The sequence below is a fragment of the Huintestinicola sp. genome, from assembly GCF_051882455.1.
Taxonomy (GTDB): Bacteria; Bacillota; Clostridia; order Oscillospirales; family Ruminococcaceae; genus Huintestinicola.
The window spans coordinates 1-9,662 of sequence record NZ_JBJERV010000045.1; the positions used below are offsets into that span (position 1 = coordinate 1).

Below are 9,662 nucleotides of genomic sequence, written 5' to 3' on the forward strand. Positions count from 1 at the left end.
AACTCGTGTATGCGTTAATAGCGCATCGAGGGTTCGAATCCCTCCTTCTCCGCCAAGAAAAACCACGTAAACAAGCCGTTTGCGTGGTTTTTTTGTTTTATTTTCCCGCACTTCCATATTCTTTCGGAAAAAACTCCGCAAAAAAGCGGTGGGATATTGCAGAGCCATCAAGCAATATCCCACCGCTTTATATTATGTAGATCGTAATATCAGGTAAACCGAATTACTGAGCCTGAGCAGCATTAAGCTCGTCAACAACTTCGGCAACGAGAACATCAAGTGCACCGGAAAGCTCTTCTCTTGTGGTAGCCCACTCAACGCCGTGGAGAGCAGCGTTAAGACCAACGCTCTTGTTTGCATTTGAGGTGGTGAGGCTCTCGATATCGCTGGACATACCGCCTGCAATATCAACAACAGGGTACTGACGTGCAAGGTCATTTATCTCATAACGATGAGCAATAACGTCCTCGGGCCACTGGTAGTCCTCGCGGCACTGCTTGTCATAAACTTCCTTAGCGCCGTCATCAAGGGCTGCAGCAAGTCCGCACTCAGCATACAGAGCAACACCGAGAGGATTTTGTGCGCCTCTGGTAAGGCAGAAGCCGTCAAGAACAGCGTCCTGCCAGGGGTGCTCAGCGTCGGGAGCATTGGGAACGGGAGCCATGCCGAGATTTTCGGGAGGTATCTTTGTGGACCAGGACTCGGGAGGATTCATAACAGCCCAGGAGCCTGTGATGTAGAACAGCTCTCTTCCTTCAGCCATGAACTGAGGCTGCTCAGACCAGTCGTAAAGTGACTTATCCATAACAAGACCCTTGTTGTAAAGGTCAAGCATATTGTTCATAGCCTTTTCTATCTTGACGCTCTGCATATTAACGACGATCTCGCCGTCCTTAGCTTCAATGAAGGCTTCTCCGCCGGAACGATAGAGAGCGAGCTCGGACCACCAGCCGTCAAGACCGCAGTTGTTGTCGGGGTCTGCTTCGATAAATGTCTGGAGCATATCAGCGAAGGTTTCCCAGTTCCATTCGCCTGCTTCATAAAGCTCCCAGGGATCGTCGAGACCGTATTCTTCAATTGTCTGCTTGTTGTAAAGTACAACGTTGTTTGCGGAAACGCCTGTAACAAATGCATAGTGCTTGCCGTTGAAGTTGTACTTATCCATAGCTACCGCAACATCGGACCAGAGATCGCTGCTTAGGTCAATGTAATCATCAACAGGCTGGAACATACCGTTGATAACGCCCTTGGGAAGACATTCTTCATCACGGGGGAAGAAGTCAACGCCTGTACCGCCCAGTACGTGTGTACTCAGGTCGGAGTAACGAGTTTCCCAGGTGGTGGGTATCCATTCAACGCGGCAGTCATATTTATCCTGGAACATACTGAGCTGTACGGGGAGAGATTCGCCCTCAACGGGGTTGATATCCCAGTGGCTGAGGAACTTGATGGTCTTGCTTTCGAGGGTCTCGTCGCGGAGCAGAGAAGCAGCGCCGCTTATAGCTTCCACGTCCTCGCTTGCCATGGTGACGGTAGTGGTCTCACCTGTGGTCGTTGCAGCGGTGGTTGCAGCGGCAGATGTCTCACTGCCCGACTCAGCGCCGCCTCCGCAGGCGGTAAGTCCGAGAGCGAAAGTAAGTGCGGATATACCTGCTACCGATCTTTTAAAGTTTTTCATAATAATACCTCCATAATAATTTTATTTAAAGCTTTTAATTTTTTTATTCCTGAGAGTTCACAGCCTCGACCATTCCGTCAAAAGCAGGCTTTCTGCTGAGATCGTCATTGAATATAAGGGGTTTGTCGGAAGCCTTCCAGGAGAGTGAGTCCGAAAGACCCCACAAAGTAACGCTTGTTATGGGAATGCCTTCATTTTTAAGTCCGATGAGCCTTTCCATAAAGCTCCTGTAATAATCGCCCTGGACCTTTTCGTAGTCTCCCGCTTTATTAGTACCGATGTCAAGCTCGGTAACGTGTATCTCAACTCCAAGCTCGTTTGAGTATTTTTTCAGAGCCGCCATATACAGCGCCTGACTTATATCCGTATTGATATGGCTCTGCATTCCGATGCCGTCAATGTTGCCCGCTTCTGCAACAGGCTTCAGAAATTCAAGGATATCCTTCTGCTTTTTGGGCATATAGCAGTTGTAGTCATTATAGAAAAGCTTCACGTTTTCGGGAGCATATTTTCTTGCAAACTCAAATGCCTTGCTTATGTAATCCTCGCCTATGGTCTGATACCAGAGGCTTTTTCTTATGCCGCCGCCGTCATCAATGGCTTCGTTCACCACGTCCCAGGCGCTCACAAGTCCGGGATAATTTTCCTCCGTCCATTCCATAACGCTTCTGATGTAGTTCTCCATACGCTTGAGCATCAGCTCGCGGTCAGCAAGCTCGCCGCCCACAGTGTAGTCCTTGTAGAATATCCAGTCGGGGGTCTGGGAATGCCATACCAGCGTGTGACCTCTGACGGTCATACCGTTATCCCTTGCGAAATCCAGCTCATTTTTCATGCTTGTAAATCTGAGAGCGGGACATTCCATATATTTTTCCTTGTCCGCGACCGTCCTGTTATGGTCAAATATCGCTTCGGGCTTCATATTATTCTCAAGGGTAATGCTGTTGAACTGCGCCTTGACCAGCTCGCTGTACTCGGTTTTTTCGACAACGGTGGGGGATATTGCCACACCTATGCGGAATATATCGCCGTAAGCCTCTTTCAGAGAAGGATAATCAGAAGTATCGGCAAAGGCTATTCCTTCCGCCTCTGCGTAATATTTGTATTCACCCTTGACCTTTACCGAAAGATCGTCTGCGTAAATATCCTCAAGGTTGTCGCTTTCGATGTATATCAGGATATTTTCCGCATTTGAGGGAACGGAAAAGGTGCCGTTTCCCGATGTGTATGCGTCATCGGAGGTGTTTACGCTGAATATCATATTATAGCTTGTGTTGCCGCAGACCGTAAACTGGACCGAAACTCTTACCGAGGGATTTGCGCTTTTAAACGACCCCGAGACCTCAATATCGTTTCCGCGGAAAAGCTCAGCATTGAAGTCTGCGCCGTTCCAGGCTTCCTGACGGTTGTAAATTTTCAGCGCCTTGCCGTCCGAAGCCGCCTCATCGTCCACTAATTTAAGAAGAGCGCTGCCTCTTTTCGTGCAGGCAGGTTCAAAGCCCGAGAATTTTTCTGATATTTCGGGAATGTCGTTTTTGGGCGTTTCAGCCGAGAGAAGAACTTCCGATATCTGTGCAGCCGAGCTTTCATCAGCTGTATCGGCTGTATTTTCGCCTGTGCTTTCCGAGCTTCCGCAGGCTGAGAAAAACAGGATACAAGCAGCAGCTGCCGCGCCGATCTTTTTGATATCCAAGTATCATCACCTCCGTTTTTTACTGCATTATATTTTGCTGTTTGTTTCTATCTTTTTCTGTATTATAACATACGAAGAATAGGTAAAGCAATACAATTATTGCTTTTATGTTGACCAATAATTGTGCATAATGTCCTTTAGGTATCTGACTATCAGAAAAATTGATTAGTATAAAAGGTTTAATATCGCAAAATGTGTATAGCAAAGCACAATATTCGGCAGGAAAATCAGACAAAAATAATATATAATTATATCATCGATTATTCTTGCAATACATAATCAGGTAATATCCGTCTGAGCTTTTCACCGAAGGGAGCTGAAATGAAAATTTTAAAATAAAAAAGCTGCTGAACATATCCGACCCGATAAATCGTCGGAAGTTCAGCAGCTTTTTTTATTTGTAGATTTTCCGCCCTCTGATATCGTCTATCCCCGATTTGCGGTAGTAGTAGGTGTTTATAACATCACGCCACTGTATGCTGTTTTGCAGCTGCATTTCAAAGCGCCTCTCCGCTTCACGGTAATACTCGGGGGGCAGCTTGTCCTTGAGAGCCCTCCAGCGCAAAAGAAGCTCCTCAGCTTTTTGGGCTCCTTCAAAATGGCTGTCGTAAATGTGCTGTATCAGGGTCTTTCCGCTTTTAAGCATATAGGTGTAGGGGAGATGATGAAAAAACAGAAGCAGCTCCTCGGGACAGGTGGAAGGATCTTCATACATCTCCTCATTATGAGGAGCATACTGTGCAGTATAGCCCGTTCCCGTGGCTTTTGTCCTGTCTGCGCCCATACCGTCTCTGTCGGAGTAATGATAAGTTCCCCAGGGGGAATACTCATACCCGTCAACGTCCACACCGTAATGATAATGAGGCGTGACCATCCAGCCCACTCCCAGAGGCGAGGTGTAGCTTTCGTAAATGTCACGGGAAGCCATCAGCATTTCGCATATGGCATCTGCCGTCTCCATATCGGCAGTAACAGCCACCCTGACCCATTCCAACGCTATCTCTTCCGCCGAAAGCGATGGGTCAAAAACAAGCCTGCCGTATCCGTAAAGATTAGCCCCCGCAAGAGGATCGCCCGTCCAGCAGCGGTCGCTGCCCACATTTGAAACTCCTGCCGCACCGAGGATATGCCTGCTTACAAAGGAGCCCTCACTGTCGTGATAGGTGTCAAAATCCAGACATTCCTTCCACATGGGAACAAGATAGCAAAGGTCTTTCTGCTGTCCCGTGTATTCCTGAGTTATCTGAAATTCGCACAGACAGTTTGTATGGGGCATTGCCCCGAAAAGCGGCGAGACCGCTTCACGTATCTGAAAATCCATAGGTCCGTTTTTTATCTGGATAAAAACGTTGTCCGAAAATTTTCCGTCCAGCGGCATAAAGCAGTCATAAGCCGCCTTTGCCCTGTCTGTAGACCTGTCTCTCCAGTCAACGTGGCAGTCATACACAAAGCACCGCCATATCACATTTCCGCCGAAGGGCTTCAAGGCAGCCGCAAGCATATCAGCACCCTCAGCGTGATCTCTGCCGTAGGTATGGGGACCGGGGCGGTTTTCCGAATCGGCTTTTACCAGAAATCCGCCGAAGCCGGGAATGTGCCTGTAAATATTCTCCGCCGCAGACTTCCACCAGCTTATTACTCTCTCGTCCAGAGGGTCAGCAGTCGTCAGCCCGTCAATTTCCATAGGAGCGGCAAAATTAACGCTCAGATACAGCTTTATCCCGTAGTCTGCGAATGTGTCCGCAATTTTTGCAATGTCGGGAAGAAATTCTTCGGTAATAAAAAATGTCTCGGTCATATGCACATTAACGTTATTTATGCATATGGCATTTATCCCCACCGATGACAAAAGCCTTGCGTAATCGGTGAGCCTTTTCATATCCGAAACGGGTCTGCCCTTCTCATAGAAAATGGAAGCTCCCGAATAACCCCTCTCCACCGAACCGTCGGCATTATCCCACTGATCTATCATTCTCAGGGTATAGCAGGGCTTCTCGGTAATGTTAAGACTCTCTGGGGGATATCCTCCCGAAGCGAGGATAAGAAAACGAAATACCCCGTAAAGAACGCCGTTTTCATCGCCGCCCTCCACAGCAACGCATTCGTCCGAGACCGAAATGCTGTATCCCTCCGCGCCTAAGCTGTCCTTTATTCGGAGGATAAAGCACCCCTCCGAAAAGGGCTTGTCTGTCCTTACGGGGATTTTCCCCGTAAGCCGTTCGTAAGCAGTCTCAAGCTCCCGCACGGCAGAATTTATCACCCTGCCGCCGCAAAGAATGCAAAGCCTCGAAAGGTATTTCTCCGTCCATTTCATCGAGCCGTCCTTGCCGTAAGCAAGCCAGCAGTCATAAAGCATATCCATAGCATTTTACCTCGCAGATAACCGTAAGCCTTCCTCGCTGTCACTGCCGTCATTTCTGACGATGTACTCTTTTCCGTCAACGGAAAGGACGTATTCGCCCTTAAAGCCGCAAAGCTCAAAGCAGCCGTTATCATCGGTCACAGCGGAGTATTCCGTAGACCATTCCTTTTTGATAAGCCCCGAAAGCATATCATAGGCAGGCTTGGGGGAGCCGTCCCTTCTGAGGATACCGCTTGGAGCATTGAGCCAGCCGCCGTCGGTAAAGTCCCAGCCCGTCACCGCCTCCACAAGAGGGTGAGCAAATAAAATGCGGTACATTTCCTCAAGCTCTTTTTTCTGCCTCTCTTCATATTCGGGCAGGGACTCCCAGCTTTCGGGGTTAAAATCATTAAGGTCAACTATCTCGGGTGGCATAAGCTTTCCCGAAATGATAGTATTCTCGGTAAAATGGATAGGCAGCCCGAACCGCTCAAAGCGGTGAAGCACACTCTCAAGCTTTTCGGCGCCCCAGTACCCCTGATGCTGATGGGACTGAATGCCGATAGCGTCAATGGGAATGCCTGCCTCAAGACATTCTTCAATTACCCGGGCATAATTCTCCGATGTGTTAAAATCATTTATAAGCAGCACTGCATTCGGGTCGGCAGCCTTTGCAGCCGCAAATACCGACTTGATAAGAGGTATCCTTCCGTAATGCCTGCAAAGCCTTGTAACAGCATTGTCATACCTGTCAAAATCGGGCATAATGACCGTTTCATTGATAACGTCCCAAAGCGTGACCTTACCCTTGAATGCGCTCACCTCACGGGTAATGCGGTCCAGCTGTCTCTGCATTATCTCCTCATCGCTGTACTTTAAAAGCCAGTCAGCGCATACCGTATGCCAGCAAAGGGGGTGACCCTTTACCTTTGCCCCGTCCTTTGTGAGACGGTCAACGCATTTCATCATCCGGTCCTGTCTTACATCGCCCTCGGAAGGCTCGTACTGTCCCCAGTAAAAGGGGAGTGTGCCGTAGTTAAAAAGCTCCTCCCACCGCTTGGCACGGGGAGCGAAACGCTCCTTTTTCTCCTCGGTGTCGGCGTTTGTGTGTTCCATAACGTCAAATGCGCCCCAGCCGAATAAAAAGCTGTGGTTTTTAAGCTTAATTCTCACCTGCTTACCCGAAGCAGGCTTACCGTCATTTCCTGTGATAACGATCTTTTTTCTTGCCTTGCGGTGTTCGTAGTTTTCCATAGTAAAAGTCTCCTTACCGAAGAATTATCTTGTTCAGAAATTCCGAAATATCCTCAAATTCCTTTTTCCGTGCATCTGCCGAGAAGCCGTGATCCTCACCCTCGTAGAGGATAAGCTCAGCGTTTTTAAAGCTTTCCGCAGCTTTTTTTGCATAGCTTACGTTCACCACCCTGTCCGATGTGCCGTGCATTATCAGAACGGGAGCGGAATATTCACCGACCTTTTCAAAAACGTCATAACGGGGAACGCCATCATAATATTTCCTTGAAATGACGTGCCCCATAAATTCAAAAGGCTCGGTCATTTCTGAGGGGTCTCTGCGAAGCCACTGCTCGGGGATACAGAAGGCAGGATATAAAAGCATAGTCCCCGTGATATCACATCTTTGCGCAGCAGTGAGAGCCGAGACAAAACCGCCCTGACTTTCGCCGTATAAAAATAGCTTTTCGGGCGCAGCATTTTCCTTAACATATTCAATAACAGCGTTCAGGTCGGCAATTTCCGAAGAAATGCTCATATCGGTACCGCTGCCCACGCTTTTAGAATTTGCACCGCCGCCGCAGAAATCGAAGGCATATGCCCTGAAACCTCTTTCCGCAAGAGAATTTGCAATATCCGAAGTATTTTCGGAGGACTGATTATATCCGTGACTGAGTATCACAGCGCATTTATTATCCATATTTTCGGGAAAAAATTCCCTCACAAATATGCCGTCACCAATAAAATATTCCTTTGAAGAAGCCTTCCCCGTGATATGTATCACAAAGGGCGACAGGGGCAGTCCCGTACTGCTGAAAAGGTCGGGATCTGCGGGGTCGTTTTCATAAGCATACCTGAGAAGCAGTGGAATATCCTCACCATCGTATTCAAGTATGATGCCATTTTCGGAGAGCTCTGCCCTCGGACGAATTATTTTGCCGTCAAAGGAAACTATCTCAAAATGCTTTGGCGTATCATTTTTCATTCTCACAGACCTGTTGTCCGTAAATGAAAGCAGTATTTCGCCGCACTTTTCCATAATGGCAGACAGCGGAAAAATATCCTCGGGAACAAATTCGTCCTTATAAATAAGCCTTTCCGCACAAAGAGCCAGCCGCCTTCCCACATCGCGCTTGTTAATGGGGTGAAGGTCGTTTGACTCGCCTATGTCTATAGTCACCGCCATAGCAGTTCCGGGAATATCAAGACACTTTCTCTGCTGCTCCCTGAGCCTTGCCCAGGATAATTCGGGAACGCATTTTACGGGGTCGTCGAAATTGCAAAGCTGAGTAAAGATAACGGGGATATCATATCCGCAGCGTTCCCTGTACATCTGCACAAAGCGCTTAAAAAGCTCATAATATCTGTCGGGCTCTTTGTCATTTGACTCGCCCTGATACCAGATAAGCCCCTTGAATTTAATGTTAAAAGCGGGAGCGGTCAGTGCCCCGTACATGGAAAGAGGCAGCCCCTGAAAGAACACATCCGGCTCAAGATATTCACCCTTTGCCGCCACAGCATATTCCCATTCACCCGAAAGGTCAATGAGCCTATCACCCGACCCCAGATAGTATATTTTGCCCTCAACAAATCCGCCCCTGCCCTGTCTTACCTCCAGGCGGATATGCAGAATATTTTCTCCCCTGTGCAGAACCCCCTCGGGAACGGGATAGATCCTCGGCGGATACATATAGCCTGTTGACCCCACCGAAACGCCGTTAACAAACACCTCGTCAGCGTCTATCATTGCGCCCAGAATAAGCACTGCCTCCGACATATCCATATCATCGGGAATATAAAAGCTTTTTCTGAACCATACCCGTCCGCAAAAGCCCGAAAGCTCGGGGTCATCTCTGAAATAGAAGGGGATATGACATTTTGAGTATTCGTGAGGAGCAGTAAAAATGTCCCCCGAAACTGTGTCCTTTTTCTCAAGCTCGGCGCACCATTTTTCGTACTTTACCCTGTCCGCCTCGGCAGTATTTTTTTCATAATCGGGAACAGTGCAGCGGGCAAGGAAATCCTCATATCCCCCAAGCTCCATAAGCATCTCATAAGGCATTCTCGCCTCAACGGGAGAGCCGCCTGCCGACGTATTTACAAGCCCCACAGGAACACCCAGCTTTTGCGAAAGCTTTTCGGCAAAATAAAATCCTGCCGCGCTCATTTCCATAAGATCATCGCCCTCGGCACACTTCCACTCGCCGCCCTGAAAATCGTCATACTCCTCATTTTTTCCGAAGCAGCACATCACGGGCACACGAAATTCCCTGATAAACCGGCTGCCCTTGGGGATAACAGGGTCTAAGGGGTCAATGGTGCGGCATATAGGCAGCTCCATATTTGACTGACCGCTTATGTGATAAAGCTCCCCGAAAAGCACATCGGAAAATGCGATATCCTCACCGCCGCAGGAAAATGTCAGAGTGTAGCTTTCATATGACGGGGGATAGGGAGGAATGACCAGCTCAAAAACATCACTGCCGCAGGCAGCCGCGGAAAAAATGCTTTCATTTCCGCGGGAGTCGGATATTTTCAGTTCAACAGAAGAGCCTTCGGGAGCCCTGCCGCGAACGCAGTTTTCCTGTCCGCTCTGTAATATCATATGGTCGCCGAAAAAGCGCATAACCGTAAATTTTTCGCTCATAACCCTCACAGCTCCGCAAGCTCGCTCATCTGCTCCCTAACAGCAGGATAAACCTTGTCATAAAGCCTGA

Annotated in this window: 5 protein-coding genes; all 5 read right to left on the minus strand. The window is 48.4% G+C overall.

Features of this window, described 5'->3' with window-relative positions; genetic code table 11:
• Positions 1–223: 223 nt before the first annotated feature.
• Positions 224–1,678, minus strand: a complete 1,455-nt coding sequence (locus ACI4J0_RS06040) for an ABC transporter substrate-binding protein (RefSeq protein ID WP_439764913.1) — start codon at positions 1,676–1,678, stop codon at positions 224–226.
• Positions 1,679–1,721: 43 nt separating this feature from the next.
• Entirely contained in the window at positions 1,722–3,371 is a 1,650-nt protein-coding gene (locus ACI4J0_RS06045; protein ID WP_439764914.1) for an endo-1,4-beta-xylanase, read from the minus strand.
• Between the two features lie 394 nt (positions 3,372–3,765).
• Complete coding sequence (locus tag ACI4J0_RS06050) at positions 3,766–5,733, minus strand: alpha-glucuronidase (protein WP_439764915.1); 1,968 nt, start codon at positions 5,731–5,733, stop codon at positions 3,766–3,768.
• 6 nt (positions 5,734–5,739) lie between these two features.
• Positions 5,740–6,966 carry an endo-1,4-beta-xylanase gene (locus tag ACI4J0_RS06055; protein WP_439764916.1) on the minus strand — a complete coding sequence of 409 codons (1,227 nt, stop codon included), beginning with the start codon at positions 6,964–6,966 and terminating at the stop codon, positions 5,740–5,742.
• A 13-nt stretch (positions 6,967–6,979) separates the two neighbouring features.
• Positions 6,980–9,592, minus strand: coding sequence for an alpha/beta fold hydrolase (locus tag ACI4J0_RS06060; protein WP_439764917.1), 2,613 nt, complete (start codon positions 9,590–9,592; stop codon positions 6,980–6,982).
• Positions 9,593–9,662 lie beyond the last annotated feature (70 nt).

What these genes read in the sequence shown, in the direction of transcription:
- ACI4J0_RS06055 (WP_439764916.1), bottom strand. Translation starts at nt 6,966, where the DNA reads ATGGAAAACTACGAACACCGCAAGGCAAGAAAAAAGATCGTTATCACA.
- ACI4J0_RS06050 (WP_439764915.1), bottom strand. Translation starts at nt 5,733, where the DNA reads ATGGATATGCTTTATGACTGCTGGCTTGCTTACGGCAAGGACGGCTCG.
- ACI4J0_RS06040 (WP_439764913.1), bottom strand. Translation starts at nt 1,678, where the DNA reads ATGAAAAACTTTAAAAGATCGGTAGCAGGTATATCCGCACTTACTTTC.
- ACI4J0_RS06060 (WP_439764917.1), bottom strand. Translation starts at nt 9,592, where the DNA reads ATGAGCGAAAAATTTACGGTTATGCGCTTTTTCGGCGACCATATGATA.